This window comes from Nibrella saemangeumensis, assembly GCF_039541915.1.
In the GTDB taxonomy this organism is placed as follows: Bacteria; Bacteroidota; Bacteroidia; order Cytophagales; family Spirosomataceae; genus Nibrella; species Nibrella saemangeumensis.
This window is the reverse complement of sequence record NZ_BAABHD010000022.1, coordinates 162,883-189,416: the sequence shown is the minus strand read 5'-3', so window position 1 is coordinate 189,416 and position 26,534 is coordinate 162,883. Positions and strand designations below refer to the sequence as shown.

Below are 26,534 nucleotides of genomic sequence, written 5' to 3'. Positions count from 1 at the left end.
AAGTAACAAAGAAAATTTCTGAAGAAAAATAGAAGAACGTAAAAAGATTACGTGAAGGGTAGGAAATCTTTGTCATGAACAAAGAAACAACAATACAAATGAACGCCGTACGTCACTCCTCCGCATCGACTGCATCCCCTGCCTACTCAGCCTTTACCTCGCTGATGCACTGGCAGGAGCCGCTGGCTACCCGCCTGCAGTTCCGGCACGACCTGCCGGGCCAACAGGCTAACCGGCTGCTCAATATTGAGCTGGGTCTGTTTCTGATGGTGGAGTTGCTGCCCTTTGCTGCGCCCGAAGCGCTGCCCGACCTGCTCAATGGCGAGGGCATTGCCTACCGGCACCGGCCGGTCTGGACACCCCGGCAGCACCGCTACCTGAGCCGCGCCCGGACCCTGCTGGCACCGTACCGCAACCGCGAAACCTGGCTGAAAGCACTGACTATCTACGCCAACCTACGACCGGGGCTGCGGGTGTTTACCGTGCAGGGGCAGTATACCAACGGCGTCAGCAGCTTCGGCCTGCACGAGCGACTGAGCCTGTTCAGAAAAGCGCTGGTGTGAAGTAGGCAACCTACAAGGTTTCAGGTCGGGCGGTTACCGGCACCAGCGTGTTGGTTTGCCGTACTGTATTACAAACAGCCGCCCGGCCGTAGCCACCTGAAACAGAAAGCCGAGCAGCGGGCAATCGGCCTGTTGCCACTTGTACGCGTACTTCCGGGTTTACTTCCAGTTTACATACTCCCTGGCGTACAAGAGGGTGCCATCAGTCAGTCGAATTCGGACGTAGAAATAATAAAAATCACTGTCGATAATATCTATCAGCACATCATATTCGGTAATGATGTCGGCAAATACCGTGAGTGTCTGTCTCATTCTGCTTCCTGAAGCCGTTGCCGCCGTTGCCGTAGGTGGTCAAGATAGGTCAGGGTAGCCTCCCAGGCCATCTCGTCGTATTCGCGTTCGATAAGGCCAACAGATGCCGTTTCGGAGCGACCTGAAAAGTGCTCCAGTCGGTCTGGTATTTGCGCTCAAACGCCTGTACGATAGCCTCGTGCTCATGTATCCGACGATTTAACAGATTCATAGCCTGCACCCGCGCAAACTGCCGCACGTCGGTGTAGCCTAGTTCGCGCACAGTGGTTTCCAACGTATCGCTTGATGTTGTCATACTTATTCATTTGTTAATTGAACGTCTTCCCTATTTCACTGCTTCCTATCAGGGATGGTTGCATCACTCATCCGGCGAGAGATTTGTCTGTTCGGCGGGTTCGTCAGGAATTGTACCTGTATTTTTGTCTGACCGGGTTCTGCGTACTGTTGCCATTGACATATTCCAAGTATATAAAGTTAATCCAGCCCGCTGTGGTTTCAAAATGAACCTGAACCCGCGTATCGCCCGCCAGAAACCGGTCTAAGCAAGAAGAACCCGTCGACCACTACCCTACGGTAGGAAGTACGGAGGTGAGTATTCAGAAATTTGTCAAGCTCGGTCTGGCTCATAGGCCGTTGTTGCTGGAGCTGTCTCATCTCCTCAGAGACCTTGCGAACGAAGTAGTCCGACAGAAAAAGCCTAGCACCACCAGCGGAGAATATTTGGGCCGGTGATGGCATATCACTACTGAGGGCCGTATATTGTCAGGTGAATACCTAGTCCACCTTCATGAACAATCAGGCCCTTATTCAACATTACTTCAGTCAGATTAAGCAGGCTAATACTGAGGAAGCGAAAAAACTACATTTCTATTCATTACTTCACGAACTGTTCCGGCATGATCCAACTGCCATATCCATTGTCAAACAAATGGCATCGGGTGCCGAGCAGGCTATCTTTAACATTCCGAAAGGAGACCGGACCAAAACTGGCCGGGCCGACACCCAGTTTCGGCAGGTAATTATCGAGTTCGAGAATGACATAAAAAACGCTTCTAAACGCGAACACGCCGAATACCAGCTCAAAGAATATTTTGCTGGTAATTACAATACCAGTTCGCAGTTCGACTTTTACTTGATTGCTACCGACTGTATTCGCTGGAACATCTACGGCCCAAAGCCGGAAAGTTACCTGAACAAAGCAAAGATAACTGCGGATGATGTCTACCTGCGGGTGGTTGACAGCTTTACGCTGACCGATACCAACGCCGACGAGTTTTTCACCTTTATTGACCGCTACCTATTCCGCTCCAGTAAGCAGAAACCAACGCTGGACACCATTCTGATTGATTTCGGCGACAGCTCTTCATTGTTTATGGAGGTGTTTGCCGGCATGAAGCTCGTCTACGAGGACATTAGCATAGACCCGGAAATTCAGACGGCATACCGGGAGTGGAGCCGGTTTATGAGTATCGCTTATGGGAGCTTCAACGCATCAAGCGAGGTGTTTTTAGTACACACCTACCTGAGTGTGTTTTCTAAACTGATTGCGTATGAGGTGCTGAGCCGCGATACGCACATTGACGCCACCGAAATGCGTAAGGCACTCGACGGCTCCATCTTCTCTCAATTCAACGTCGAAAACTTTGTCGAACAGGATTTCTACCAATGGGTAACCATTGACAAATACTTCCCACGACTGCGCCGGTTCTTTTTGAAAATTGCGGACAAAATTTCGGAATATGACTTTCGGGATGTTCAGTCTGATATTCTAAAGGGTGTTTATCAGCACCTTATCGACCTGGAAACCCGGCACGCGCTCGGAGAGTACTATACGCCTGACTGGCTGTGCGAAAAGGTAGCTGAGCATTTTCAGTTTGAACGGAACGCGCAAATTTTGGACCCGTCCTGTGGTTCCGGCTCTTTCCTGCTGGCTAGTGTAAACCGGCTGCGCCAACTACATCCTGACCTGACACCGGAAGAACTGGCCGGCCAGATAGCCGGCATTGATATTCACCCGTTGTCGGTGCAAATAGCCAAAACTACCCTGCTATTGGCCTTAGGTGAGCCGGTTCGGCATGCCCGCCGGCCAATTTATCTGCGTGTTTACCTGGCCAATAGCCTGGTTACCCTTCAACTGGCAGCCGTTAACTTGTTTGGCGAAGAGTTTGGTGTCACTATCGACGACCGAAAATATTATCTGCCTACTGGTACATTTGATAACCCTACGCTCTTCGACAACGCCGTATCGGTAGCCGACGCATTAGCAACCGATACCGTTGGCGAAGCGCCTGTGCCCGTTAAAGCGTTGGTGAATGCCGTCCGCAGCGACCATCCAACTGTACCAGATACGCTGGTGGGTAAGTTCTATGATATTTATCTGGCGCTGAAACGGGCAAAAGAAGAAGGCCGGGACAGCATCTGGAAGTTTATTTTGCAGAACAGTTACAAGCCGTTTTTCCTGCGTAAGCGGTTTGATTACGTGGTAGGTAATCCACCCTGGTTTACGTATAATAGTATACGAAACGCTGAGTACCAGCAACTCCTGAAAACGTTGGCGACACGCTATGACCTCATTCCTGAGAAGAAAGCGCTCATGCCGCAACTCGAAATAGCCGCCATTTTTATGAGCCATGTGACAAGTTACCTGCTCCGGGAGGGCGGAAAGCTGGCTTTTGTGGTACCGCGCAGTTTTCTGTCGGCTGCTCAGCACGACAATACCCGCTCCGGTTCAGCAAAGGGCTTTCGGCTCACGGATGTTTGGGACCTGAAAGATGTAAAACCGCTATTCAACATACCCTCGTGTGTTCTGTTTGCCCGGCAGGCCAATGTAGCCAAAGGCATCCCGGCCGAAGGTATAACCGGACAGGTATTCAGCGGAAACATCCGCAAACATAATGCAACGCTTACCGAAGTTGCGGACAGACTTAGTTCGGTTCCGGTACGCTGGTATCTGGCCCGGCAGCAAAACACCTCGGCATTAACGAACCAGGTTTTAAGCAGTGGTGCAAGCACAAAAAACAACTTTTATCAAGCACAAAAAACAACTTTTATAAGGAGCATTTTCGGAATGGAGCCACTATGTTTCCGCGTAATTTCTACTTTGTTCGCACGGAAGGGGTTACGCCACCGGACTGGCATGACAGGGTAATTGCGGTGCGTTCCGACGACGCTAATGACAAAGACGCCAAAATGCCGTGGAAGGAGTGTGAAGCTGTCCGGGCGAGTGCATTCAGACTTCCTGTTCCGAACGGCAATGGCCCGTAACATGGTTCCGTTTGCTCAATTCGCATTACCGCTTGTTCTGCTACCTATTCAGATACTGAACGTAATGACCTCAGAAGGGAAGCCACAAAAACGGTTAAAATTACTTGACCATAAAGACATTCAGCTGTTGGGCCACATAGATACAGCCCGTTGGTTTAAAGAGGTTGAGACTGTTTGGGCTAAATACCGAACAGAGAACAATTCTAACGTTACGAGTATTGAGTACCTTAACTGGCAACATAAGTTAACCGAGCAAGATTTGAACAAGCAATTTGCGGTTCTTTACTCGGCTTCGGCAAAAGACGCGAATGCGTTTGTCCACAAACGAGGCACTCTTGATTTGGAATATATTATAGACAAGGCGGCTTATGTATTCTACACTGACTCAGAGCTGGAAGCCTATTATCTGACAGCGTTTCTGAATGCAAACTCTGCCAATGATTTAATGAAGCCTTTTCAGTCGCGGGGTTTGTTTGGGGCCAGAGATGTCTCGAAAAAGATATTAGATGTTCCCTTACCACAGTTTAAAGCCGATGAAGAGGCACATGTCCGGTTAGCACATCTGGGCCAAGCCTGCGCGGCTAGAGTAGAGGAGTTCATCCGCGATAGAGACCTGGCAAATCAGGACTATAACGTCGGCAAAGTTCGCAGCGAAATTCGGAATCAACTGCTGGTGGAAGAGCTTAAGCAGATAGATGAGTTGCTGCGAGAAGTAGTTAGAATTGACGAGGCTATAGAAACCCTTTAATTCTGTCTTACCCCAAATATAGATTTATACTGTTTTAATTTCCCAGCCAGACCAGATACACTCCGGCAGTAAGCTCCTCATCGAGACTGCTCGCTGAACTGTGTCAGGTCTGCGGGTGAATAGAAGGGAAAGAAAAAACTCTTTAAATTCACCATTATGACTGACCACAACAACTTCGACTTTGAGGCCTTCAAGCAGGCCGCCATTAAAGGTCTCTACGAAGGTAAGCCCCTGACCGGCGAAGACGGTCTATTTGCGCCCCTGCTAAAGCACTTTCTGGAATCAGCCTTAGAAGGGGAAATGGATAACCACCTACTCCAGAGCCGGGTAAGCGAGCAAAACCGGCGCAATGGCAAAACTACCAAGCGGGTCAAAAGCAGCGCGGGCCTGCTTGATTTACAAACACCCCGTGACCGAACGGGCAGCTATCAGCCTCAGCTAGTGCCTAAGCGGCAGGTAGTACTGACACCCCAATTAGAGCAGAAGGTACTTTCGCTCTACAGCGTGGGCAACAGCTACGCCGACATCAGTCAGCACCTGCTGGAGATGTATGGCTACACGCTCTCTGACAGTGAGTTAACCGCTATTACCGATAAGGTCATTCCGGCCATGCGGGAATGGCAGAACCGGCCTTTGGAGAGTCTGTATACGCTGGTGTGGCTGGATGGAATCTACTACAAGGTACGCCAGGAGGGTAAAGTGGTGACACGGGTGTTGTACAGTGTGATCGGCTTAAGTTTGTCGGGCAAGAAGCAGGTTTTAGGCATTTACACTGCTGAGAGTGAGTCGGCTAAATTCTGGCTATCGGTGCTGAGTGATTTGAAACAAAGGGGAGTAGAGGATCTGTTGATTACGTGCGTAGATGGGCTAAAAGGCTTTGATACGGCTATCAACAGTGTCTTTCCGGCCGCTACCGTGCAGCTTTGTATTGTGCATCAGCTACGCAACAGTTTCCGCTTTGTGCCCGATAAGCTGTTGAAAGACTTTGCTAAAGACCTCAAAGGGGTCTACCAGGCACCAGATCGGGAGCAAGGCATGGAGAACCTGTTATTGGTGCAGGAAAAGTGGGGCCATAGCTATCCTAAGGCCGTGCAGCCCTGGCTGGAAAAGTGGGAGTTACTCTCGCCATTCTTCGAGTATCCAGCCGCTATTCGTAAAGTGATGTATACCACCAATACAGTGGAAGGCTATCATCGTCAGTTGCGCAAAGTAACCAAAACGAAAGGAGCCTTTAGTTCCGACGTGGCCTTACAGAAGCTGGTGTACCTAACGATCCAAAATTTACAGGTAAAATGGGAAACAACAACCTACAACTGGAAGGAGGTGATTAACCAGTTCAGTATTATCTTTGAAGAACGTATCAAACCCCACCGCTTCGACTAACCCGCAGACTGACACAGTTCAGCAAGCACTTCCTCCTCATCGGCAAGTCCATCAGTGCTGATAATCCGGGACGTGCGAGCCTGCATAAGTTGGTCATGCTCTTGGATTAGAAACGTATTCATCTGTCGCACCAATGGCAGCAGCGTTTCTAACTGTGTGTCTCTGGAACGAAGCAGACAGAAATGTAAATTGAAGCGACGAACTACCTCATCCGTGTACATTCGCTGGTCGGCTGTAATTATGCCATCAAAGCCACTCATTGCCATTAAACCTAGCAATTCACCATTCTTGCGGCCTTTCCACTGCATGTACTGGACCGTTATAACTTCGATAGGCAACTCGAATTCATGACGTAATGAGAGTGGTAAATTTTCGTCCAGCAGGAGTTTCATGCGTCTAACTGCCGGATATTGTCTGGATTCGAGAATGTCTTCTTCACTAGCAACAAAAACTCCCGAAGCTGCTGCGGGTCAACGGTTGGGTAATCTTCGCAGAAGTCCTGCAACGTTTTCGTGCCGCTGTTCAGGTAATCAAACAAGTTGGCTAACGGCACACGACTTCCTGCGAAAAGTGGTACTCCGCCCGACGTTTCAGGATCTATAGTAATCAGGTCTGTTTTCATTGTTGACAAAATTTAATGAGAAACTATTTCATTTCACAAAGCCTATTAGGAATTCAAAACAGCCTTTAAGTCTGCCAAAATTACGCAAAACCTATAGATTGGCCCCGTTAAACCTCGCAAAAGCCTCGGCAATCCACCACTTTTTTGTATCTTATAGCAGTAAACAACAATGGCTTATGTACTATTTCTACGACGATGAGGAGGATCAGGACGAGACGCTGGACGACCGCCTGTGGCATATCCGCTCCGGCCTTTCGACCACCATCAACCTAAGCCTGCTCGACCTAACGAAATTTCCGGAAGAGGTATTCGACTATCCACAGGTGACGGTGCTACGCTTTTTTTCACTTGGTCCGCCGGCTACTGCGTTGCAAAATGCCATGTACCGCAAAACCATCAGCCTCCTGCCCGACCGCATCAGCGAGCTGACCAATCTGGTTGAACTGGACCTCACCGGTCAGCAGCTTACGGAGTTACCCGATTCGCTCTGCAACCTGCCCCGGCTGGAGCGGCTGTACCTGAGACGAAACCAACTTAGGGCGTTACCGCGTCGGTTTAGCCGGTTAACCTCGCTGGTTTGCCTGGATGTACGTGATAATCCGATCCGGCAGTGGCCCGACGGTTTCTGGGACATGCCGTTTATCAACACCTACAAAGAACGCCTGATTGCGGCTGATTCCGTGGAGTATAAACTACTGATGCAGAAAGACTACGAAACCGCTCGGGAACTTCGCCGGGAGGCCCGGCGGTGGGGGTTGCACCGGTAAACAGCGGCTACGTTCACGCAAACAGTTCCGCCACTACAAATTGAAACTCCGGCACCACGGGAACGTCCTGGCCTTTGTAGGCTTTGGATTCGTCTGGGGAAGCGTATGCAAAAATCTTTTGTCGTTTAGGGGCCATGTACCAGACCAGTTGTGTACTGTCGTCGAAGTAATCCTACGAGTTGTCGAGTCTATTCTTTTGCGCAAATAATTTTTTACAGAAAAGCCCAACGTAAAAAGGTTACGTTCATGGCCGGTTTACTTTGTCTCAACGAACAGTAAACAACAATACTCATGAACGCTTTACACCGCCAACCTGCCCCGACTTCTGCCGCCCTGTCGCTTTGTTCATCCGGTCTGACCAGACGGTTGTCGGCAAAACAGTTATTCGATGTCGAACTGGGCCTGTTCCTGCTGGCAGAGTTTCTGCCAACAGCCCCACCGACTGCCTTACCCGATTTACTTAACGGTAGTGACATGATTTTGTCTATGCTGACGCCCCGCCAGCGCCGGTACCTCAAGCGCGGCCGGGACTTGCTGAGCCACTGCCGCCACCACGCCGTCTGGCATGACCTGCTGGAACGCTACGCAACGGCCTCCAACCCGGTCCGGGCGTTCGACATCAGCCGCGACCGCAGCCGGTTCAATCCGCAGACGGTGGGCTTCGCCTGGAACCGCATTGTTACGTTGCGGCAGGTGCTGGCGTAAATTTGATCTGGTAATATTCAGGCAAAATAGTACAACATCCAAACCGAAGCAGCCGTGAGCAGACCGGCCCAGAAGTGATTGTCGATCCAAACCTGACCGATGCCCGCCCGCACTGGTTGCGTCGGTTCAGGTTGGGTTCGGGCGTTGCGGTTAGTGAGCAGGAATAAGCTCAGCGTAGCTAGGGCCGCCCAAACCGCGACCTGTTTCGGCGATACATCCAGCCCAAAGATGATGCCGATAAATACCGCCTGCACCAGTAGAAACAGCCCAACGGCGCGGAATAACTCACCGGCATTAATGTCTACCTGTAGTTTGTTGAAGCCTTCAAAATTAGTATTAGGGTAAATAGTCAGGCTTAGTCCAATCAGGGTAAGTGAACTCAGTACAAAGGTGATAAAGACCCGGTGCATGAAGTTGAGCGTTTCCCCAAAAGTGGCAGCTATGGCGGGAATCTGCGATAGTCCATTATTGTAAATCCACTCAGCCAACAGGCCATACAGCGGTGCCAGAACCATGGCAGCTACGGCCGCCTGGGCGCTGGCCCGCTTCCACAGCACGCCAATAAAGAACGCGACCATAATGCCGGGGGTAAAGTAGGACAACTGCGCCGATACCTTCAGGAAGAAGTTATTGGAGCGGTCGGGCGTATAGGTCCACAACGCAATGGCGATAGAGGCAAAAACCATGGCTATAATGCTCAGCCGACCAAAACGCACAATCTGCCGGTCGTTGGCTTCCGGGGTAATGTACTTTTTGTACACATCCAGCGTCAGCAGTGTCGTGGCGGCATTCATCATGGAATCGACGGAGGAGAAGGTGGCGGCTGTGAGACCGGCCAGGATCATACCCGTAAGACCGACACCAGAGGGTATTACCGTCTCGACCAGTTTCAGGAAGGCTCCATCGGAGTTGAAATCCATGTCAGCAAAGCGGCTGCGGAACAGGTAATACGCAGCTACGCCCGCCGAGATGGAGAAGAACGGAATCATCAGCTTCAGAAAGCCGCTGGCGATAATGCCTTTGCGGGCATCATCGTCGCTGCTGGCCGCCAGTACGCGCTGCACCAGAAACTGATTGGTGGTGAAGTTGAAGCAGTGCTGAAGCATTAGCCCCGTGAAGATACCCGTCCACGGCAAGTTGGGGTGCGACGCCGGCAGGTACAGGTGCATCCTCTGAGCCTCACGCGGCATGGACGCATCAAGCGACAACAGCCCTGAAAAACCGCCAATCTCCGGTTGGGAGAATGTGAAGTAGGCAACCGTAATACCAGCCGCCAGCATCATCAGCGTCTGAATGGTATCGGTAATCACGATGGATTCCATACCCCCCCAGATGGTGTAGCTGCACGTGACCAGACCAATCAGCAGCAGACCGACTTCGTACGAAATGGCAAAATCGGAGCCGCCAAACAGCCACTGCAGGGTAATGCTGCCGACGTAAAAAGCGCCCACCAGCTGCACCAGAATAATCAGCACCAGCAGAATGGTATAAATCAGCCGCGCAGCCTCATTGTACCGCACCTCCAGGTACTGCGAGAGGGTAAACAACTCCAACCGCCGGTATGACGCCAGGAAGACGAAGCACAGCAGCAGCACGGCCGGAAAAACGACCTCATAATGCGCCTGCACAAAGCCAATGGAATACCCGATGCCGAGCATGCCGATCAGGTGAAACGAACTAATGTTGGTCCCAAACACCGACCCGGCCACCGTCCACCACCGAATGGAACGACCCGCCAGAAAATACTGCTCCGCGTTCTTTTTGCGGAGGGCCACAATCACCCCGGCTGTCGGCATAATGAGCAGCATCAGGATGAGAACAACAATGTCAATCGTCTGGAGTTGGCTAAGCACGGCTTAAGCAGATTAGTAGGTTAGCTGGCCGTAGGTTAACGGCGTAGCGGGCGTGGTGGTGGGCCGGCGGCCCTGGACGTCGCCCAGGCGGACGTTGGGGAGGTGCGGGAGGACGAGTTTGCCGAAGTATTCGGATTCTTCGATAAGCGGGTAGCCGGACAGGATGAAGGCGCGGATGCCCATATCCATGTAGCGGTTCATCTGCGCGATAATCTGCTCCGGTGTGCCGACTAAAGCGCCACCGCAACCCGAACGGGCGCGGCCGATACCGGTCCACAGGATGGGTTCAATGAAGCCGTCATCGTCGGCGGTCTGGCGCAGTTCATCCTGCCGCAGTACGCCCAGCGAGCGGGAGTCCTGGGTGCGGTGTTTCAGCGAGGCCGCCTGCTGCTCATCAAATTTAGACATCATCCGGCGGGTCCAGGCACGGGCTTCTTCCTCGGTCTCGCGCACGACTACGTGAATACGCAGACCGAAGTCGATGGTACGATTGTATTTAGCCGCGCGGGCAGAAACATCCAGCATGGTGGCGTAGAGGGATTCTTCCGTTTCGGGCCACATCAAAAACACGTCGCAATGCTCAGCGCACACTTCCTTGGCACCGTCGGCAATACCGCCAAAGTACAGCAGGGGACCACCGTTTTGCTGATACGGCTTCACCGGGTCTGTCGACAGACTCAGTTTGCCGTACACCTCTCCGTCGAACTCGATGCGGTCTTGGGTCCAGCTTTGCTTCAGGATCTGAATAGTTTCGGCGCAGCGCTTGTAGCGCAGTTCGGGGCTTTCTTTGTAGCCGGGTAGTTCGGAGTTGATAATATTGACCGTCAGACGCCCCTCCAGCATATGGTCCAGCGTGGCAATAGCGCGGGCCAGCATCGGCGGGTGGAATTCACCGGTACGGATAGCCACGAGTAGGCTGATGTTTTGGGTCATGGGCGCAATGGCCGAGGCAAACGCAATCGGCTCCTGCCCTACCACGTAGGAGGTCGGCAGCAGGATGTTGTGAAAGCCCAGCCGGTCGGCGGTGAGCAGGATGTCGCTGCAATGCTCCCAATTGCTACGCCGTTCGGGGTCCAGTTGACCCAGAAATTCGGTATCGCCCCCGCAGAGGTCGCAAAACCAGGCAATCTCCGCTAATCGTTGTTCAGTACGTATCGTGACGGGTGTGATGTTCTTCAGCATACTCAGTATTGATAAATTCTGGCCTCGAAAGGCCGTAATATGGTTTTGTTGTCGATCTCCGGAGCGGGGTAATTGCTCATGGCGATCTCCCACACGAGCGTTTCCGGTATAGCAAGTTCGGTATTTTCGGCGGAAAAGTTGGCGATAATCAGAAAACGCGCTTCGTTTAAATGTCGCTCAAAGGCATACAGCGCCGGATGGTCGGGTAGCAGATCCCGGTAGGTGCCGTAGACCATCGCCGGCGTCTTCTTCCGCCAGCGAATTAGATTTTTGTGATAGTTCAGCACAGAATCCGGGGCGACTTGCTGGGCGGCCACATTGATCGTTGAGTAGTTCGGATTCACTTTCAGCCAGGGGATAACCTTTGCCGCCGTGAAACCCGCGTTCTGGCTATCAAACCATTGCATCGGCGTCCGGGCGTGGTCGCGGGCGATGCGGTTTGCGGCAGCCATGAACTGCTCCGCCGGATAGCGGCCAGATGCCACCAAAGCCTCATAGGCATTACGCACCTGCACATCGTCAAACTCATCAATGCTATTAAACAGGCAGTTGGTCATTCCGATCTCGTCGCCCTGGTAAATAGTCGGTGTACCCCGCAGCGTGAGCAGTACCGTTGCCAGCATGGTTGCCGACTCGCAGTGATACCGCTCCGTGTCGCCGAAACGGGAAACAACCCTTGGATTGTCGTGATTACCGAAATAGGTATTCTGCCAGCCGATGTCGTCAATGGCGGCATCCCAGCGGTCGAAAACGGCTTTGAGTTCGGGCAGGGGAAACTCCGCACGGGGTTCAACAAAATTGATCTCATCGCGGGGCACGGCATGGTCGAAGTGGTAGATCATGTCCAGCTCGTTCCGGCCACTACCGACGTACAGATTCGCAATATCCGCCGTTACGCCGAAGCCCTCACCGATACTGACGCAGTCGTAGCGGCTGAGTACGTCCCGGTTCATTTCCTGCAGAAACTCGTGGATGCGGGGGCCATTGGCGTACAAAGTAAGGTCACCGTAGCGGTCCGTCGGATAATCCGGAAACGCCGGGTCTTTGGACAAAAACGGAATGACATCCATCCGAAAGCCGTCAACACCCCGATTCAGCCAGAACTGCATCATCCGGTACACCTCCTGCCGCAGTTTTGGATTCTCCCAGTTCAGGTCCGGCTGCTTCCTGGCAAATAGGTGCAGGTAATACTCGCCTGTAACATCATCATATTCCCAGGCAGGGCCGGAGAAGAACGAAAGCCAGTTGTTCGGTTCACGTCCATCCTTCGGTGCCCGCCAGATGTAATAATCCCGGTATGGGTTTTCTTTTGATTGACGCGACTGCTGAAACCACGAATGCTCATCGGAACTGTGGTTGACCACCAGATCCAGGATCAGCTTCATCCCCCGCCGGTGAACACCTTCCAGCAGTTCATCAAAATCATCCATCTTGCCAAACGCCGGCTGAATGGCCTGATAATCCGAAATATCGTAGCCGTTATCCGCGTTGGGCGACTGGAAAATGGGACTCAGCCAGAGAATATCTACCCCCAAATCGTGCAGGTAGTCCAGCTTCTGAATAATCCCCATCAGATCACCCACGCCGTCGCCATCGGCATCATTAAAACTGCGGGGGTAGATCTGATAGATAATGGCTTCTTTCCAGTGCATCACCGCATTAACTCATCAAACGTCAATGACACGTAATACAGGCCGCCGATGCGGGCGAGGCCATAGCCCTGGGCGTAGTACTGGTTCAGGATGTTGGAGCCGCCTACTTTCAGGATTGATTTAATGGCCGGCAGGCGGTAGGAGACCTGGGCATCGAGGGTGTTCCAGGCGGGTAGCCAGATGTCGCCGGCCGTGGTGCCCTGCTCAACCCACATCTTATCCGTCCAGCGGTACGTTACGGCAAAGCCCAGCATGGGTGTCACGCGGGGATTGCTCAGGGTGATGTTATACCGATTTTCCGGTGAGATGAAGAAGTTACGGCCCAGTTGCGCGACCTCCGGATTGCTCATCCGGCGCTTCACCACGTCGTTACCGGCGCGGTCTTTAATCACATTGCCGCGGGCATCGCGCAGGGTAATCAGGCCTACCTGCCGGGCGTAGTTGCCGCTCAGGCTGTAGCCTCTACCCAGCACATAATCGGCACCTACGCCCCAGCCATTCACGAAAATCTCGTTGAAGTTGTTGAAGTTGACCTGCAACGCCCGGAAAGCATTCGTCCGGAAATCGGCTACCTGCCCGCTATTGGGCTGCCATGCGTTCTGAGCCGCAATAAAGTCGGTGTAGACGCTGCGGTACAGGAAGGCATCAATAAACAGCCGGTTGTTCAGCAGGGTCTTGTAGCCCACTTCCCACGTCTTGATCTTCTCCGTCGTAAACTCGCCGGGGCGGAACACCCGCTCCTGCAACTGCTGCTGGGTAATGGTATTGGCTACAAACGCCTGCGCATCGGCCACCAGGTACGCCGGGTTGGTGTTCAGGCCGGTCGCTTCGTAGGCCATCGGTGATCCACCCACTTCGCCACCCTGCCCGGCGGGGGGCATCGACAGCAACTGGTTCGGCGACGGGTTCCGGAAAGCGCTCTGCCACGAACCCCGGAAGTTGTGCGGCCCGACGCTCAGCACGGCCGAGGCTCTGGGTGTAAAACCGCCTTTGAAATACTCGTTCTTGTCGTAGCGAACCGCCACCGTAGGTTTCAGGGTAATCAGCGACGCCAGTTTTACTTCTTTGGAGGCCTGCACATAAGCGCCGTATTCGTCGATGGTGTATTCCTCAAACTGACCATTGCCCAGGTTTTTGCGCGGGAATAGTGTTCCACCCGACTCCAGACCGTAATGACGGTAGCTGGCTCCAGCAATCAGTTCAACTACATTCGTCAGGTTTTTGAAGTTGTACATCCCTTCGTAATGCCACATGCTGGAGTTGTCGCGGAAACGCGTACCGTTGCGGCCCAGGCTCGGAATCGCCACGTTATTCCAGGTACCGGTTACCAGGTCCTTCACCCGGTTGAAATCAGACGAACCCGGCAGGTAGCGACCCTGATCGGCCCGGTTGCGGGCAGCATCGACCTGGTTAAAAACTCCACCGGACTCCGAGTAGCCGGCCGCAAAATCGGCAGACCATTGCGCAATTGGTTTCCAGGCGTTGTTGATGGCCTGCGCCGTCTGACCGATGTTCCAGCCTTCGCCTGTCTGTTGCGTTGTATACGCCCGCACAAAGAAGTTGTCACTACTGATCTCGGCTTTGATCTGGTGGCGGTTATAGTCCGGGAAGTACTCGCGGAAACCAGCCGTGCGGATGAAGTTACCGTTGCCGTAGTACCAACCCACGGTAGCCTGAATTTTCTCTGTCAGCTTGTAATACAACGACGCATTGGCTCGGGTATTAAATACCTTACCGTTATTTCCTAAGATGTCCAGTTCGGTGTAACCAGTCCGGGTCACGAGCTGACCGGCCAGGGCTGCGTTGGGATGATTGGCTGGGTAGCGGAAAGCACCGGCAGTATTGAAGTCGTCGCCGTAGATATTCACACCATCGTACTGCAGGTTGGTATTCGGATTGCTGTTGGGCTGGAAGTTGATGCCCGTAGCCACATTACCGCGGCTGGCGTCGGTCGTAAAAAAGCCGGCCCGGTCGCGGTGGGAGCGGTCACTGTAATCGTCAGCGATAAAATCGGTGCCGTCAAGCCGCTGAAAGTTGACTTTAAACGCAAACCGCTCGCCCAACTGCTTGGCGTAACGGATGGCCAGGTCGGTATAGGGCTTAGGGCCGAATCCTTCTTTACCCACATTGTTTACTCCTACTTTGACCTGAGCGCTCAGGCCCTGGTATTCGAACGGATTTTTGCTGCGGGTGAGCATCAGGCCCTGCAAAGCATCGGGACCGTAGAGCGCCGATGACGCTCCGGGAATGATTTCGATACTCTCGATGTCCAGATCAGAGATACCCGCTACGTTACCGAAACCAAAACCCAGACCGGGCGAACGGTTGTCCATGCCGTCGGTCCACTGCACAAAGCGGTTATTGTTGTTCGCCCCAAAACCCCGGATGTTTACCGATTTGAACGTCAGGCTCTGGGTGAGCAGGTCAACGCCTTTCAGGTTCTGCAGCGCATCGTAGGGCGTGGCGGCCGGAGACTGCTGGAATTGCCGGGGGCCCAGTTTTTCCACCGTAACCGAGGCTTTGGTCAGGCTTTCCTCTACCCGGCTGGCCGATACCACAACCTCATCCGCCAGCAGCGACTCCTCCCGCAGCGTGAAATTGATGGGATTGCCCGAATTGCTCACCGTTACCTCCTGTCGACCGTAGCCAACATACGTAGCCACCAGCGTAAGCGGCAGTGCCTGGTTCGTTTGTAGCGAAAAACGGCCGTCGCGGTTGGTGGCCGTACCGACCGCACGGCCTTTAATGGTTATGTTCACACCCGGTAACGGCTGGTTAGTAGCGGCATCGGTAATAGTCCCGGATAAAGTAATTGACTGCGCCCAACCGGCTGCAGTACACACTACCAGAAGCAAGGTCAGAAAATAACATTTTAGAGTAGTTTTAGTCATAGGGCGGGTTATTTGAAGTGACATACAATATTAGATTTTTCTAGTGACGCAGTAATGACTTTGTCTAAGAATTTATGGGGAAAGTTCAAGACGATTCGCAGAAACAAACCTTCTCACACCCGCATGAAAAAAATCCTGCTGCTTAGTTTCACCCTTTTATTTTCCATCCAGGTTCAGGCTCAAACTACACCCGTAAAGATTGTTAATCCTCAGCAACAGCTTTGGCTCGCGTATTTCAATCAAACCCGTCTGTCTAATCGCTGGGGCCTGTGGCTCGATGTACATGCCCGCCGAACGGGTGATTTCATCGACCGCTGGTCTACGCAGATCTATCGGCCGGGTATCACCTATTACCTGTCCGACCAGGTTCGCCTTACAGCCGGTTATGCGTATGTCCTGCATTTTCCGCAGACCGATGGCGTTGCTGTGCGGCCGGAACACCGGCCCTGGCAGCAGATTAACTGGCTTGGGCGTTTTGGGAAATTACATACGAATCAATGGCTACGGCTGGAGGAGCGTTTTAACCGCCGAATGAATGGCAACGAGCTAGGCGAAGGGTACCGGTTTAACTACCGGTTTCGGTACAACCTGACGGTTCAGGTACCGCTGAAGGGAGATCGGCTCCAGCCCGGTATCCCCAATTTTGTTGTGCAGGACGAACTACACATTAATGCCGGCAAGCAGATCAATTACAATTACTTCGACCAAAATCGTTTGTTTGTGGGTCTGGCGTACCCCTTCACCAAATCATTTCTGGCACAGATCGGCTACATGAATGTATTTGTGCAGCAACCGGCCGGCAATGTCTTTACCGACAATCACACGATCCGGTTGTTCCTGTTCCATAACCTGGACTTCCGGCAGCCTACCGATCCGGTTAATTAAAGCGCTATAGCAAAAAAGGTCGCCCAGCGTTGGGTGACCTTTTTTAATGAAAACCTTATACCTGCAAACTTAGGCGGCCCGGCCTACGCGGCCCGACTACTCTGCGGGCGACGAAGATTATCTGAGCGTACCGGCTTGCTCGTTTTAGCGTCCTGCAATACCTGCTCCGACACGGCACCGATATGGTTGGCCCGCTTCAGCACGTATTCAAACGGCAGGTTAAAGTAGCTGGACACTTCGCTGCGGAAGCTATCCGGAAACTTCGACAGCCGGGCCCCGAAGAAACTCCGTACTTCCTCTTCCGGCAGCAGCGATGCCAGCGCCACCCGCTCGGCTTCCGCTAGTAGTTCGGCACAGGAGGTATATAAATGGTCGAGACCAATAGAGGCCGTCAGGATATTCAGAAACAGGTTTTTGTACATACCCGATAGCTCGGCGGGCAGAATAACCCAGCCCTGCTCCCGGAACATGGCCGAGAAGCCGGTCAGGCCCTGTTCCCCGCGCAATTCGCCGGCAACCAGTTCCGCCGGGAACCGCAGGCGCTCATCAGCTTTCTGCATCCGATACACCACAGCCTCCACCGGACTTTTGGTAAACAGCAGATCGGCCGGAATCACGCGGGTACTCTCCCACTGATCCGTTAGACGCACGAACATCGCTTCGTTTTGAGGCAGGTTTTCAGAACTGCCCAGGCTAACCAGCATCCGCCGGTAAGCGGCCAGAAAGTCGATCTGGAGTTGGCTCGGATTATATCGCGCTCGTTTCATAGCGTAAGGTAGCCGGTCACTGCCTGATAGAGGCCGTTTTCCGGCAATCACTAGCATGGTTGTTTGATGAAAAAGAGAAGTAAATATACCAAAAACACACCACTTCTGCAAACCGTACTCTGGATAAATATCAGGTGGTTAGGGGTAAGTAGAACGGTTTTGTAAACCGGTTTACTGGCGCCACTTCAGGGTGTTCAGCATGTGCACCATGTCCTGCTTGATGTACTCAATGACCGGAGCCAGCGAGTCGTTGGCGGTGGCGGTATTGAAGTACAAGGCCCCGCGCAGGAAATGGGTGGTGGTGTCGGTGGTGATAAACTGGAACTGGCTGGGAACTTCACCAGACAATTCGATCAGGTTAGCCGTAAGCCCGGAAGGCGTCTTCATAACGCGCTCTTCAATGGCGTATGCTTTAATGTTATGCTTGGCCGCCAGCTTATACGAGTCTTCGAGCATTGCCTTCAGGCGGCCTGGGTCGTTGCGTACCGGCTTGTAGGTGAGCTGGACGCTGGCCTGGTATTTAGGGTAATGCACAAAAATCCAGTGTGGCTCCGACCGGGCAAACGTATCGGGCAGTATTCTGGCGTATCGGGAAAACTCAAACTGATAGGGATGAACCGGAGGCAGCGTTTGGTAAGCGTGTTCCGGCAGGTCAATCCGGGGGTAACCTTTCGGCTTGGGTACGTAATTGTCCTTATTTTTCTGGCTGCAGGCCGCCGTCACTGAGAAGAGTAAAAAAACAAAAAGCTGTTTGGTCACAACTATATCCGTTTACTTAAGTATTTCTATGGAAACGAAAAAGTAAGCCAAAACGTGCGTTAATTAGCAAAGGGCATGGGGCAGGGAGCGTGGGGTGAAGACTCTTACCCTCTGCTCCACGCTCCCTGCCCCATGCCCTTTGCTAGTCTTCAAACATATTTCCCAATCCACCCAGGATAGAGCCGCCTTCCTTGTTGGCCTGTCCACCGCCGACCGACAACCGCTGCACCAGTTTCGAGATCGGCATCGATTGTATCCAGATTCGGCCGGTGCCGCGTAAGGTTGCCAGGAAGAGACCTTCGCCCCCGAACACCATGCTGCGCAGGCCGCCCGACCGTTGAATATCAAAGCTGATGCTGGGTTCAAACGCAACGACACAGCCGGTATCAACCCGCAGGGTTTCGTTGTTCAGCTGCCGCTCAATCACTACACCACCGGCGTGTACGAAGGCCATACCGTCGCCCTGAATTTTTTGCAGGATAAAGCCTTCCCCCCCGAACAGACCGGAGCCGATGCGCTGGTTGAAGTGAATACTCAGACGGGTGCCAAGTGCGGCACACAGAAAGCCGTCGCGCTGCACAATAAGCTGGTTACCGTAGATATTGGCCAGATTAATGGGCATCACGGTACCGGGATACGGAGCCGCAAAAGCTACTTTCCGCTTGCCGTGCCCCCGGTTGGTAAAGTGGGTCATAAACAGTGACTCGCCGGTGATCAGCCGGGAGCCGGCCTGCATCAGTTTACCCAAAAATCCCTGAGTTGGCTGAGAACCGTCGCCCATTTTGGTTTCAAACATAATCCCGTCCTCCATGAAGAGCATGGAACCAGCCTCGGCAATGACGGTTTCGTTGGGGTCCAGTTCAATTTCGACAATCTGGATATCCTCCCCGATAATACGGTAGTCGATTTCGTGTGAATTCATGGTGGGTAACTTGACTTATTGAATGATTGAATGTTAGAATGATTGAAGGGTTACTCGTCTTTAAAGTTTACATCGTCAATTTCGTCGTCGAAGTTCTCTTCTTCCTCTTCGCTTTCGGTAGCTGCTTCGTCTTCCTGGTTTTCGCCGGCATCATCGCGGCCGACAATGTCTTTCCGGTGCCGGAGCTTCTTGTCATCAACTGTTTTGTTGAGAAACTGGTTGATCTTGTCAATTTCGAAACTCGTCGTTATTTCACCAAATGAGTTAATCTGAATATCGAAACCTTCCAGTTCTTTGTGTACTTTGGGCTTATCGTTTTCGTCAGGGTTGGCTTTTTTCTTGCTCATGACTGATGCTGTTTTTATCTATCCCTACAACCGCGAAGCCGCCACAGAGTTAGAGAGAGGGGCAAAAAACTTGTCCGGCATTACCCACTACATGAGCAACACCGGACACTCAACGCCCAACAGGATGAAGGTACTAAACACCTGCCTGCCGGACAACGGTATTTGTGTAAACGGCTGAAAGGCTTAACTAACCGGTGCTTTCAGCCGCTGCAAGGCCAGGTTCAACCGATTCATTACTTCCTCCTTTCCGACAATTTCCATGGTTATCATCAGGTCAGGGCCGGCTCCCGAGCCGGTCAGCGCCAGCCGCATGGCCTGCATGACCTTACCCTGCTTAATACCCGCCTGTTGCAGCGCATCCGATAAGAGGTGCTTAATCGAGTCGGCGGCAAACTGACCCTCGTACCCCTGCAAAGCCTCCCGGAATACGGTGACGGCCCGAACGGCGTCTTCGTTCCATTTTGTAGCCGCTACAGCTTCATCGTACTGCTCAGGGCTATAGAAGAACGTACCCGCTTCGCCAAACATCTCATGGGCAAAGTTTACCCGCTCTTTCAGCAGGCCAACTATTTTGGTGGCTTTTTCAAGGGAGCAATCCAGCCCCTGTTCGGTAGCCTGTTTCTGGAGAACGGGAGCCAGTTCTTCGTTCGGGCGCTGGCGCAGGTATTGGTGGTTGAACCAGTTGGCCTTCTGAATGTCGAACCGCGCTCCGGCTTTGTGGATGTGATCCAGGCTGAACGACTGAATCAGTTCATCCATGGTAAACAGTTCCTGCTCGGTGCCAGGGTTCCAGCCCAGCAGCGCCAGAAAGTTGATGACTGCTTCGGGCAGGTAGCCGTCTTCCCGGAAGCCCCGGGCAACAACGCCCGAAAAGGGGTCTCTCCATTCCAGAGGAAACACGGGAAAACCGCCCATTTCGGCATCGCGCTTGCTGAGTTTACCATTACCTTCAGGTTTCAGCAGCAGCGGCAAATGGGCAAATTTCGGCATGGTATCTTCCCAGCCGAGGTAGCGGTACAGCAGCACGTGCAGCGGTGCCGAAGGCAGCCACTCTTCACCCCGGATCACATGCGTGATGCGCATCAGGTGGTCGTCGACCACATTGGCCAGGTGGTACGTCGGCAGACCATCCGACTTCAGCAAAACCTTATCGTCAATGGCCGATGAATGTACATTGACCCAGCCCCGGATGAGGTCGTTGAACCGAACCTCTTCTTTGCGCGGGGTTTTTAAGCGAATGACGTAGGGTTCACCGGCATCTACCCGGGCCTGTACTTCCTCCGGCTTCAGCGTCAGCGAATTCTTCATCTGCATCCGCGTAATGGCGTTGTACTGAGCCGCCGGTGCGTTGGCCGCTTCGAGCCGCTTCCGCATCTCGTCCAGTTCTTCGGGCGTGTCGAAGGCGTAGTATGCTTTACCTTCCTCCACGAGCCGCTGGGCTTCCTTGCTGTAGATGTCTTTCCGTTCCGACTGCCGGTAGGGGGCATCCGGGCCACCCACGCCCATGCCCTCGTCGATCTGGATACCTACCCACTGTAAGGCTTCCAGGATGTACTCTTCGGCACCGGGCACAAAGCGGTTCTGGTCGGTATCTTCAATCCGCAGCAGCATCTGACCGCCATGCTTCCGGGCAAACAGGTAATTATATAATGCCGTCCGTACCCCGCCAATATGCAGCGGCCCCGTGGGGCTCGGCGCAAAACGGACGCGGACCAGGTCTGAACCAGAATTCATAGGCTTTTAAGTAGTTTCAGGTTCAACAAGCAATTACCGAAATCTCTACGTTCACATCTTTCGGCAATCGGGCAACTTCTACGGTTTCGCGGGCGGGATGGTACGGCTCTCCGTGTTCACTGGTGAAGAAGCTACCGTACACGTCATTGATAGTACCGAAATTATTGAGGTCCTTGACGAAAATGCTGGCTTTAACGATGTTGCTGTAATCCATACCGGCGGCCTGGAGAATCGCCCCGATATTTTCCATTACCTGGCGGGTTTCGGCCTGGATATCACCTGACGCGGCTACATCAATGGCTACCTGGCCTGACACAAACAGGAAGCCGTTACTCTTGACTGCCTGACTGTAAGGACCAATGGGCGCTGGTGCCTGTTTTGTATAAATGACCTGTTTCATAAACAATGTGCTTAAACCGTCTATTGTACACTAATTTGGCCGCAAGTTAGCAATCAAAACCGTCGCATGGCAGTCGAACAGTTAATCATCTTCGTAAAGAACCCGATACCTGGCACCGTTAAGACCCGTATTGCCCGCACCGTCGGTAACGACAAAGCCGCCGAGGTTTACCGCCACTTGATTGCGTACACCCAGTCTTTAACCCGGATGCTGCCCTGGCACCGTACAGTTTATTACGCTGACTTTGTGAATCCCAATGACGGATGGAATAGCTACGAAAAACAACTCCAGCAGGGCACCGATCTTGGCGAACGTATGCTAAATGCCTTCCGCGAGCGGTTTAAAGCCGGAGCCCAGCGCGTACTGATCATCGGTAGTGACTGCCTTGACCTCCGCGCCGAACACCTAAAAAAAGCCTTTCGGGCCCTCGATAGCGCCGATGTGGTGATTGGCCCAACCTCCGATGGCGGCTATTATTTGTTGGGTATGAAGCAGTTACATCCATTCCTCTTTGAAAACAAACCCTGGAGCCAGCCCGACCTATTGAACCTTACCCTAAAAGATCTCCAACAAAAGGGGGTGCCCTATGCGTTATTAGAGGAATTGACGGACATAGACGAGTGGGAGGATTACCTGCGGTATATCTAACAATATGGCTACCTGGAAACAAGCGCTGCTTAATACGGCGGTTAATGTAGAAGAACATTTCGACCGGCTGAAAGGTCGTTTATTCAACCGCCTGCACAAGAACAAACCGTTCCAGATTGTGTACTACCGGGGGTTTGGTAGCCCTACGGCCGTGTGGCTCAAGGGCCGGGTGCTGCGGCAGCGAAAGCAGGATATGAGTACACCCAGCGACAACGAATCGGTCTGGAACAACATGCTGGCGACCTACCAGCGCTTCGAAAGCGATGAGGTACCCGGTGTAACGGTTAAGATCGATACCTTCGGCGCAAGTTACACGACCGTTACGGATGAAGAAGGTTATTTTGAGATCACCATCACTCCGCCTGATTCGTTACCGCCGGGCCGGGCCTGGTTCCCCGTCCGGTATACGTTACTTGATATTACCCAGCCCTCCGACGGTACTGAAGTCAGCATTGATGGGCATCTGATGATTTCGCCGGAGTTCAGCAAGTTTGGGGTCATTTCCGACATTGATGATACGGTGCTGGTTACGGGTGCCACCAGTCTGCTGCAGGCGGCCCAGTTGACATTTATGGGGAATGCGTATACCCGGTTACCGTTTGCTGGTGTAGCCGCTTTTTACCGGGCGCTGCAAAGCGGCCCCGTCACCACGCTCTTTAATCCAATTTATTTCGTATCCAGTAGTCCCTGGAATCTCTACGACCTGCTCATCGATTTCTTTCGGATACAGGGTATCCCCAAAGGGCCTATCCTGCTTCGGGATCTGGGCATGACCCGTGAGCAGTTCTTCAAAAGCTCGCACGAAGCCCATAAGCTGGAGCAAATTCGCCGGGTGCTTTCCGTCAATCCACAACTCCCGTTCGTACTGATTGGTGATAGTGGTCAGAAAGACCCGGAAATTTACGCCCAGGTAGTTCGCGAGAATCCTGGCCGTATCATGGCCGTTTATCTCCGCGATGTATCGCACGACATTCGGGATACGGATGTGCAGGCCCTTATTCGGGAAATGGAAAGCCATAATGTACCCATGTTGCTGGTACCGGATACCGTAGGAGCCGCCGAACATGCTGCCGGGCTTGGCTTAATTGACTCCGATGCCATACCCGAAATCCGGGCCGAGCGCAGAGCCGATATCCAAGGAACATCATCCGATAAAGGTGCACCGACAGATTTAGGCGAATAGTAGGGCAGCCTTATCCACCAACCCCAGCGCGATCAACATTATGATAGGGCCGTTGTAAGCTCATAAGAAAAGTACCAGCATGATTATCATACTGGTACTTCGCACGTGTACTGTCCAAGTTTACCGGGAGGCAATGATGAAGTTGAATTTATCCGTCGTCTTCGGCGCAATGACCTGGAAGTTGATCCGGTAGATGTTATCGCCCCATTTCGTAAGGATGCCTTTATCCTCCATAGCCTCCAGTTTGATTTTCTCCACCGACGCCTGCATTCGTTTCGGATCGTACTTTACCACGAAATCTTTAGCGGTGCCGCCTTTCGGGGCGTAATGAATAATCAGTTCACCAGGTGTTTTTACCTCCGCCGGGTAGCTAGTCATCAGGTGCTGGGTTAGGGCATCCGCTTTTTTCAGGCTGATGAGGTCCTCGACCTGTACGTTTTTGCCCCGGTTCAGGCGAATGTTACGCTGCCAGCTCGTTACGCCTGCATCAGCCGGGTATGATTTGGCAATATCTACCGCAAACTGCGCGAAAGCATCTCCACTCTTGTAAACCACTTTTTCGGCTTTGTACTCACCGCCGGGGAGTTGCGTTTTGCCATTGATGGTCGGCACGTTGTGGTAGTCGGAGCGGTTGTACCAGATGTCGTATCGCTTATCACTGAAGGTCTTGCGGGTATAGGTACCCCGGCCCACATCGATCAGCAGCGGTTGCCCGTCGTAATAGACTACGTAGTTACCGATGTCATTGTGGTTGTGGCTTTCATCATTATTGCCACCTTTGGCGGCTACATAAAAGCCTTTGGTAGTGCCGGCCTGATCGCGGGCGGCAAATACCTGCAGGTCAGGTAACCACACGTCTTTCGGCAACGGCAGTGCTTTTTCGGCGGCCCGGTATTCATCCTGCATGAATAGGGAGAAAAAGTTGCGGAAGTAATGGAAGCGGCCGATAGAGCCATCTTCCGGCTCCCGGTAGTAGGCCCCGAACTTCATCATATCCGGATCATTGATGGCTTTGCCGAAGCGGTAGATCATGTTGGCCGACATTTTCGGCTGCGGATCGGCATCGGCGAAGTTCAGAAAGTACTGCTCGCCAATCTGGGCCCGGTAGATGAACTTACCCATGTTCTTTACCTTCTCGTCCTGATAAACATACTGAAAGGCATCTTTGCTGGCGAGGTTGAGCAGGGAGATGTTGTCGTACAGCGAAGCGGCTGCGGCACCCCAGTAGCTGGGGCCTTCGTCGCAGCCACCATCGAGCGGGTGCGGATTCAGGAAGTTATCCAGCACGGTGAGCGCTTTGTGGACCGAGGCTGCCCGCTTCTGGGTATCAGGCTCCAGCAGCAGAACGGCATTGATCCAGTTGGAGCAGATCCAGGGATTCCAGTTGTTCGGCCGGCGCCCGTTGGCGGTCGATGCCATCCAGCCGTGGGGCTGATTCATCAGGGGCTGAAAAATGCGGTTGTTGGTTTCATTATAAATGCGCTTCCGGATTTGCGGAGATACCGCGTCCAGTTTGTCCCCAAGATAGTAATCGACCCACGCCAGATACGTTGCCGTTTCGGCCGCGAACAGGTCCACAAACGGTCTGGACACATCCATCAGACCTGCATAGTCTTTGGTTTTAGGCAGGTGTGCCGGCACACCCCAGAACGATTCTTCGCAGATCGACCACACGCCGTTGATGATGGGATCAATGAAACGGCCTTTGTTCTCGTAGATTTCGGCCAGCAGCATGGTGCCCAGGACATCCCGCTTTTTAAAGCTGACCGTCTGGTACTCGTCGCGATCGCCGGTACGCTCGATCAGCAGCGATTTGGTAGCGGGAATATGTGGCCATTCATAATCCAGGTACGACTCGGCCTTTTGCACGAATGCTTTCATCATCGCCTGGTCGGCTTTGGCCCAGCCGGCCCGGTCGTCCCGCTTCGGAAACGGAGCCCACTCGCCCTGAAGAATTAAGACTTTCGCTAGTTCCTCTTTAGCATACCGGCCGCTGAGCAGGTCCTGCTTCTGGGCAACCAGCTGATTACACACGAGCAGCGTGAATAGTAGAAAAGTTAACTTTTTCATGGGTAAAGGATTAGGTATATACCAGAAAAAGCTGAGCTATTACTAATATTACTCGCTGGCATATACTTAAACAGTAACCGACAGACTCCACCGAAGATGATAATACGCGAGACGCCGGATTCATTCTGGATGGTACAGCAACCCGATCACGCTCATCTATCCGGCCTGATAGCCGAAGCCTGGCATGACCCGTATTTTGAGTTGTCTCCCCACAGGGAAGATACCATTCGGGCGGTTTATAGTCATGATGACTCCTGGCTACCGGCCGATCAGACGCCCTTCTGGAATGATGTCCAGAGAATGCCTTTTTCCTTTATCCACTATCCATCCGCCCTTAAAATTGTTCTGTACACGAATGGAATCAATATCCTGGAACAGGAAATCCCATATAGCGCCTTACTGGTCAGTCTCCACTATAGCTCATTTATGAATAAGCAAGTTGAGGCAGAGAGCCGTTTTCTCCGGCAGGAAGAAGCCAGACAGCACCGGCTAAAGCAGCACCTGGAGATCCGTACAGAAGAGCAGCAGGCCTTGCTACATTACCACTTTGACCTGCTGCAATTCTGCGATAACCTATCGTTATACCTGTGCCTGAATAAGCCGGGAACCAGTAAGGAAGACGAACACCCATTTTTCCAGGAAGGCTTCAAAAACTCTGATCATTTTGCCTTTACCGGCCACCAGAAGATTCATGCTTTCTGGCCCACTCCTGATCAGGTACGGCTTCGTCCGTTTCCTTTCAAAAGTGCATTCGAGATGTCAATGAAGACGAAAAAAGTAAGCAAATTGGCTATTCAGGAGAATGGCTTACTCCCCGCTTACAGTCAAACTGATTTATCAATAATTACAGTCACTATTTCTCCGGAGTAGCTACCCG

Annotated in this window: 25 protein-coding genes; 10 read left to right on the top strand and 15 right to left on the bottom strand. The window is 52.7% G+C overall.

Annotated features, from left to right (window positions below; translation table 11 throughout):
* Positions 1 to 98: 98 nt before the first annotated feature.
* Positions 99 to 563 (top strand): pPIWI_RE_Z domain-containing protein, encoded by a 465-nt coding sequence (locus ABD949_RS08765; protein ID WP_345242598.1) that lies wholly within the window; start codon positions 99 to 101, stop codon positions 561 to 563.
* Positions 564 to 722: 159 nt separating this feature from the next.
* Here the strand turns inward: ABD949_RS08765 and ABD949_RS08760 are convergent, their stop codons facing one another.
* Together ABD949_RS08760 and ABD949_RS08755 are read right to left on the bottom strand one after the other, a co-directional pair.
* Entirely contained in the window at positions 723 to 875 is a 153-nt protein-coding gene (locus tag ABD949_RS08760; protein WP_345242597.1) for a hypothetical protein, read from the bottom strand.
* A 49-nt stretch (positions 876 to 924) separates the two neighbouring features.
* The gene (locus ABD949_RS08755) at positions 925 to 1,170 is read right to left on the bottom strand and encodes a hypothetical protein (protein WP_345242595.1); all 246 of its coding nucleotides are present in this window, start codon (positions 1,168 to 1,170) and stop codon (positions 925 to 927) included.
* A gap of 492 nt (positions 1,171 to 1,662) precedes the next feature.
* On the opposite strand from ABD949_RS08755, the gene ABD949_RS08750 reads away from it, so the two are divergent.
* The 3 genes from ABD949_RS08750 to ABD949_RS08740 all read left to right on the top strand — a co-directional run bounded on the left by ABD949_RS08750 (position 1,663) and on the right by ABD949_RS08740 (position 6,270).
* Positions 1,663 to 4,023, top strand: a complete 2,361-nt coding sequence (locus tag ABD949_RS08750; protein ID WP_345242593.1) for an Eco57I restriction-modification methylase domain-containing protein — start codon at positions 1,663 to 1,665, stop codon at positions 4,021 to 4,023.
* Positions 4,024 to 4,047: 24 nt separating this feature from the next.
* Entirely contained in the window at positions 4,048 to 4,887 is an 840-nt protein-coding gene (locus ABD949_RS08745) for a hypothetical protein (RefSeq protein WP_345242591.1), read from the top strand.
* 156 nt (positions 4,888 to 5,043) lie between these two features.
* Complete coding sequence (locus ABD949_RS08740; RefSeq protein WP_345242589.1) at positions 5,044 to 6,270, top strand: IS256 family transposase; 1,227 nt, start codon at positions 5,044 to 5,046, stop codon at positions 6,268 to 6,270.
* Here the strand turns inward: ABD949_RS08740 and ABD949_RS08735 are convergent.
* Complete coding sequence (locus ABD949_RS08735) at positions 6,267 to 6,662, bottom strand: hypothetical protein (protein ID WP_345242588.1); 396 nt, start codon at positions 6,660 to 6,662, stop codon at positions 6,267 to 6,269. The genes ABD949_RS08740 and ABD949_RS08735 overlap by 4 nt on opposite strands.
* Positions 6,659 to 6,892: a DUF433 domain-containing protein gene (locus tag ABD949_RS08730; RefSeq protein WP_345242587.1), complete on the bottom strand. Its 234-nt coding sequence runs from the start codon at positions 6,890 to 6,892 to the stop codon at positions 6,659 to 6,661. Before ABD949_RS08730 ends, ABD949_RS08735 begins: the two co-directional genes overlap by 4 nt.
* Before the next feature lie 176 nt (positions 6,893 to 7,068).
* Between ABD949_RS08730 and ABD949_RS08725 the strand changes: the two genes are divergently transcribed.
* Both ABD949_RS08725 and ABD949_RS08720 read left to right on the top strand, forming a co-directional pair.
* On the top strand, positions 7,069 to 7,659 hold the full coding sequence (locus ABD949_RS08725; protein ID WP_345242585.1) for a leucine-rich repeat domain-containing protein: 591 nt from the start codon (positions 7,069 to 7,071) through the stop codon (positions 7,657 to 7,659).
* A 291-nt stretch (positions 7,660 to 7,950) separates the two neighbouring features.
* Positions 7,951 to 8,364 (top strand): pPIWI_RE_Z domain-containing protein, encoded by a 414-nt coding sequence (locus ABD949_RS08720; protein ID WP_345242584.1) that lies wholly within the window; start codon positions 7,951 to 7,953, stop codon positions 8,362 to 8,364.
* 17 nt (positions 8,365 to 8,381) lie between these two features.
* Here the strand turns inward: ABD949_RS08720 and ABD949_RS08715 are convergent, their stop codons facing one another.
* From ABD949_RS08715 to ABD949_RS08700, 4 genes are read right to left on the bottom strand one after another with little or no spacing between them, the layout of a single operon-like run.
* Entirely contained in the window at positions 8,382 to 10,217 is a 1,836-nt protein-coding gene (locus ABD949_RS08715; RefSeq protein ID WP_345242583.1) for an SLC5 family protein, read from the bottom strand.
* Between the two features lie 12 nt (positions 10,218 to 10,229).
* Entirely contained in the window at positions 10,230 to 11,399 is a 1,170-nt protein-coding gene (locus ABD949_RS08710; protein ID WP_345242582.1) for an LLM class flavin-dependent oxidoreductase, read from the bottom strand.
* 2 nt (positions 11,400 to 11,401) lie between these two features.
* Positions 11,402 to 13,051 carry a glycoside hydrolase family 13 protein gene (locus ABD949_RS08705; protein WP_345242581.1) on the bottom strand — a complete coding sequence of 550 codons (1,650 nt, stop codon included), beginning with the start codon at positions 13,049 to 13,051 and terminating at the stop codon, positions 11,402 to 11,404.
* A complete protein-coding gene (locus tag ABD949_RS08700; RefSeq protein WP_345242580.1) occupies positions 13,051 to 15,942 on the bottom strand; it encodes a TonB-dependent receptor in 2,892 nt (963 codons plus the stop codon). Before ABD949_RS08700 ends, ABD949_RS08705 begins: the two co-directional genes overlap by 1 nt.
* A gap of 123 nt (positions 15,943 to 16,065) precedes the next feature.
* Between ABD949_RS08700 and ABD949_RS08695 the strand changes: the two genes are divergently transcribed.
* On the top strand, positions 16,066 to 16,827 hold the full coding sequence (locus tag ABD949_RS08695) for a DUF2490 domain-containing protein (RefSeq protein WP_345242579.1): 762 nt from the start codon (positions 16,066 to 16,068) through the stop codon (positions 16,825 to 16,827).
* Between the two features lie 83 nt (positions 16,828 to 16,910).
* Here ABD949_RS08695 and ABD949_RS08690 read toward each other — a convergent pair whose 3' ends face one another.
* The 6 genes from ABD949_RS08690 to ABD949_RS08665 all read right to left on the bottom strand — a co-directional run bounded on the left by ABD949_RS08690 (position 16,911) and on the right by ABD949_RS08665 (position 21,756).
* On the bottom strand, positions 16,911 to 17,594 hold the full coding sequence (locus ABD949_RS08690) for a hypothetical protein (RefSeq protein ID WP_345242578.1): 684 nt from the start codon (positions 17,592 to 17,594) through the stop codon (positions 16,911 to 16,913).
* A 171-nt stretch (positions 17,595 to 17,765) separates the two neighbouring features.
* Positions 17,766 to 18,353 (bottom strand): gliding motility lipoprotein GldD, encoded by a 588-nt coding sequence (gldD, locus tag ABD949_RS08685; RefSeq protein ID WP_345242577.1) that lies wholly within the window; start codon positions 18,351 to 18,353, stop codon positions 17,766 to 17,768.
* A gap of 142 nt (positions 18,354 to 18,495) precedes the next feature.
* Positions 18,496 to 19,275, bottom strand: coding sequence for a TIGR00266 family protein (locus ABD949_RS08680; protein WP_345242576.1), 780 nt, complete (start codon positions 19,273 to 19,275; stop codon positions 18,496 to 18,498).
* A gap of 50 nt (positions 19,276 to 19,325) precedes the next feature.
* Positions 19,326 to 19,622, bottom strand: a complete 297-nt coding sequence (locus tag ABD949_RS08675) for a hypothetical protein (RefSeq protein WP_345242575.1) — start codon at positions 19,620 to 19,622, stop codon at positions 19,326 to 19,328.
* Positions 19,623 to 19,805: 183 nt separating this feature from the next.
* Positions 19,806 to 21,356 carry a glutamate--tRNA ligase gene (gene gltX / locus ABD949_RS08670; RefSeq protein WP_345242573.1) on the bottom strand — a complete coding sequence of 517 codons (1,551 nt, stop codon included), beginning with the start codon at positions 21,354 to 21,356 and terminating at the stop codon, positions 19,806 to 19,808.
* 22 nt (positions 21,357 to 21,378) lie between these two features.
* Positions 21,379 to 21,756 carry a Rid family detoxifying hydrolase gene (locus ABD949_RS08665; protein ID WP_345242571.1) on the bottom strand — a complete coding sequence of 126 codons (378 nt, stop codon included), beginning with the start codon at positions 21,754 to 21,756 and terminating at the stop codon, positions 21,379 to 21,381.
* 66 nt (positions 21,757 to 21,822) lie between these two features.
* On the opposite strand from ABD949_RS08665, the gene ABD949_RS08660 reads away from it, so the two are divergent.
* Both ABD949_RS08660 and ABD949_RS08655 read left to right on the top strand, forming a co-directional pair.
* Positions 21,823 to 22,404 (top strand): TIGR04282 family arsenosugar biosynthesis glycosyltransferase, encoded by a 582-nt coding sequence (locus ABD949_RS08660; protein WP_345242569.1) that lies wholly within the window; start codon positions 21,823 to 21,825, stop codon positions 22,402 to 22,404.
* 4 nt (positions 22,405 to 22,408) lie between these two features.
* Positions 22,409 to 23,587, top strand: a complete 1,179-nt coding sequence (locus tag ABD949_RS08655) for an App1 family protein phosphatidate phosphatase (RefSeq protein WP_345242567.1) — start codon at positions 22,409 to 22,411, stop codon at positions 23,585 to 23,587.
* 120 nt (positions 23,588 to 23,707) lie between these two features.
* Here the strand turns inward: ABD949_RS08655 and ABD949_RS08650 are convergent, their stop codons facing one another.
* Positions 23,708 to 25,657, bottom strand: a complete 1,950-nt coding sequence (locus ABD949_RS08650; RefSeq protein WP_345242566.1) for a heparinase II/III domain-containing protein — start codon at positions 25,655 to 25,657, stop codon at positions 23,708 to 23,710.
* 96 nt (positions 25,658 to 25,753) lie between these two features.
* Here ABD949_RS08650 and ABD949_RS08645 point away from each other — a divergent pair, with 96 nt between their 5' ends.
* A complete protein-coding gene (locus ABD949_RS08645; RefSeq protein WP_345242564.1) occupies positions 25,754 to 26,527 on the top strand; it encodes a DUF3891 family protein in 774 nt (257 codons plus the stop codon).
* Positions 26,528 to 26,534: the final 7 nt, after the last annotated feature.

Bases quoted from the DNA above. Each gene is read 5' to 3' on its own strand.
- ABD949_RS08765 (WP_345242598.1), top strand. From the start codon at position 99: ATGAACGCCGTACGTCACTCCTCCGCATCGACTGCATCCCCTGCCTAC.
- ABD949_RS08760 (WP_345242597.1), bottom strand. From the start codon at position 875: ATGAGACAGACACTCACGGTATTTGCCGACATCATTACCGAATATGAT.
- ABD949_RS08755 (WP_345242595.1), bottom strand. From the start codon at position 1,170: ATGACAACATCAAGCGATACGTTGGAAACCACTGTGCGCGAACTAGGC.
- ABD949_RS08750 (WP_345242593.1), top strand. From the start codon at position 1,663: ATGAACAATCAGGCCCTTATTCAACATTACTTCAGTCAGATTAAGCAG.
- ABD949_RS08745 (WP_345242591.1), top strand. From the start codon at position 4,048: ATGACAAAGACGCCAAAATGCCGTGGAAGGAGTGTGAAGCTGTCCGGG.
- ABD949_RS08740 (WP_345242589.1), top strand. From the start codon at position 5,044: ATGACTGACCACAACAACTTCGACTTTGAGGCCTTCAAGCAGGCCGCC.
- ABD949_RS08735 (WP_345242588.1), bottom strand. From the start codon at position 6,662: ATGAAACTCCTGCTGGACGAAAATTTACCACTCTCATTACGTCATGAA.
- ABD949_RS08730 (WP_345242587.1), bottom strand. From the start codon at position 6,892: ATGAAAACAGACCTGATTACTATAGATCCTGAAACGTCGGGCGGAGTA.
- ABD949_RS08725 (WP_345242585.1), top strand. From the start codon at position 7,069: ATGTACTATTTCTACGACGATGAGGAGGATCAGGACGAGACGCTGGAC.
- ABD949_RS08720 (WP_345242584.1), top strand. From the start codon at position 7,951: ATGAACGCTTTACACCGCCAACCTGCCCCGACTTCTGCCGCCCTGTCG.
- ABD949_RS08710 (WP_345242582.1), bottom strand. From the start codon at position 11,399: ATGCTGAAGAACATCACACCCGTCACGATACGTACTGAACAACGATTA.
- ABD949_RS08705 (WP_345242581.1), bottom strand. From the start codon at position 13,051: ATGCACTGGAAAGAAGCCATTATCTATCAGATCTACCCCCGCAGTTTT.
- ABD949_RS08700 (WP_345242580.1), bottom strand. From the start codon at position 15,942: ATGACTAAAACTACTCTAAAATGTTATTTTCTGACCTTGCTTCTGGTA.
- ABD949_RS08695 (WP_345242579.1), top strand. From the start codon at position 16,066: ATGAAAAAAATCCTGCTGCTTAGTTTCACCCTTTTATTTTCCATCCAG.
- ABD949_RS08690 (WP_345242578.1), bottom strand. From the start codon at position 17,594: ATGAAACGAGCGCGATATAATCCGAGCCAACTCCAGATCGACTTTCTG.
- ABD949_RS08680 (WP_345242576.1), bottom strand. From the start codon at position 19,275: ATGAATTCACACGAAATCGACTACCGTATTATCGGGGAGGATATCCAG.
- ABD949_RS08675 (WP_345242575.1), bottom strand. From the start codon at position 19,622: ATGAGCAAGAAAAAAGCCAACCCTGACGAAAACGATAAGCCCAAAGTA.
- gltX (WP_345242573.1), bottom strand. From the start codon at position 21,356: ATGAATTCTGGTTCAGACCTGGTCCGCGTCCGTTTTGCGCCGAGCCCC.
- ABD949_RS08665 (WP_345242571.1), bottom strand. From the start codon at position 21,756: ATGAAACAGGTCATTTATACAAAACAGGCACCAGCGCCCATTGGTCCT.
- ABD949_RS08660 (WP_345242569.1), top strand. From the start codon at position 21,823: ATGGCAGTCGAACAGTTAATCATCTTCGTAAAGAACCCGATACCTGGC.
- ABD949_RS08655 (WP_345242567.1), top strand. From the start codon at position 22,409: ATGGCTACCTGGAAACAAGCGCTGCTTAATACGGCGGTTAATGTAGAA.
- ABD949_RS08650 (WP_345242566.1), bottom strand. From the start codon at position 25,657: ATGAAAAAGTTAACTTTTCTACTATTCACGCTGCTCGTGTGTAATCAG.
- ABD949_RS08645 (WP_345242564.1), top strand. From the start codon at position 25,754: ATGATAATACGCGAGACGCCGGATTCATTCTGGATGGTACAGCAACCC.